Below are 1,361 nucleotides of genomic sequence, written 5' to 3'. Positions count from 1 at the left end.
GCGGCCTCGGCGGTGGCCGGGAGGGCGCCGCCGGCGACCGCGGCGGCGACGGCCGCGGTGAGGACCGTTCTGCGGGACGGCTGTTCGGCTCTGCTCATGGGTGAAAGTCCCCCAGGTGTGCGAGTCGGGGCGGGTCCGTTGCACGGATGTGGGCCAACTATGGCCGCAGGCTGCCACTCCTGCCAGCACTTCTGCGCACGCCACGCCATGAACATTGGTGTCGACCGGTGACACGGAGGTGCGGCCGGGCCGTGCGGCGCGGCTAGAGTGCGGGGCGAACGCCCGTACGCCCCTCCGCCTCGCCCAGGACACCGCCATTCACGACCTCGCCGCCCGGATCCGCCGTCTGCCCCCGTCCTGCGGGCCCGTGCGCCTCGTCGGTGTGGACGGGCACGCCGGGTCGGGGAAGTCGACGTTCGCCGGACGGCTGGCCGGTGCGCTGGGCGGCGCGCCCGTACTGCACCTGGACGACATCGCCAGCCACGACGAGCTGTTCGGCTGGACCGGACGGCTGCTGAGCCAGGTGATCGAGCCCCTGCGGCGCGGCGACACGGCGCACTACGCGCCCTACGACTGGCGGGCCCGGCGCTTCACCGAGCCCCGCGCCCTGCCGCCCGCGCCGGTCGTCCTGGTCGAGGGCGTCGGCGCGGGCCGCCGGGACCTGCGCCCGCATCTGGCCCTGCTGCTGTGGATGGAGCTGCCGCCCGAGGAGGCGTGGAGCCGCGGACGGGCGCGCGACGGGGCGGAACAGCGGGCGTTCTGGGAGGGATGGATCCCGGCGGAGCGCAGGCACTTCGCCGATGACCCCTCACGCCCCTTCGCGCGCCTTCTGGTGCGCCGGAGGGACGAGGGGTACGAGGTGCTGCCGGGGCCCGCCGGACCGGCGAAGTCAGGGACACCGTGTGACGCTGAGTGACCACTTCTCCGCAATGTGTTGAACTTGTGAAGACCGCTCGCTCCCGACTCGCTGGAGTGCCCCAACTCTGCTTGACCCAGGGGCCGTACAGGTCTTACGTTCTGGATGTGCGGTCATCCGGGACCGCCCGCAGACGCGAAGCCCCCGGTTGTTCCCCCGTGACCGGGGGCTTCGTTCTGCCCAAAACTCCGATTCCGGCTGCTCCACGATGCTTCCCGATCACCCTCGGTCACCGCGCGGCACCCGCCCCGTCCGCTCCCACCTCGGGGAACGGGCTCTCCCCGCACCCTTCGGGGGAAAGACCGCCGCGGGTACGATGCCCTCGGTGTGCGACCTACGGACGGCCGCTGCGCGCACCTGGCAACTCCGGTCGCCCGTACAGCGGTTGGAGCCGAGGGCCGGCGGGCGACGGCCCGGTGGCATACCGACGGGGGCACGGTTCGTG

Annotated in this window: 1 protein-coding gene; it reads left to right on the top strand. The window is 73.1% G+C overall.

From position 1 onward, the window contains the following. Positions 1 to 316: 316 nt before the first annotated feature. Complete coding sequence (locus GTW67_RS12065) at positions 317 to 916, top strand: hypothetical protein (RefSeq protein ID WP_161164805.1); 600 nt, start codon at positions 317 to 319, stop codon at positions 914 to 916. The last annotated feature ends 445 nt before the right edge of the window (positions 917 to 1,361 follow it).

The organism is Streptomyces sp. SID5910 (genome assembly GCF_009862125.1).
Lineage (GTDB): Bacteria > Actinomycetota > Actinomycetes > Streptomycetales > Streptomycetaceae > Streptomyces.
Note: the sequence above shows the minus strand (reverse complement) of the source record. Positions and strands in the feature narration are given on the sequence as shown.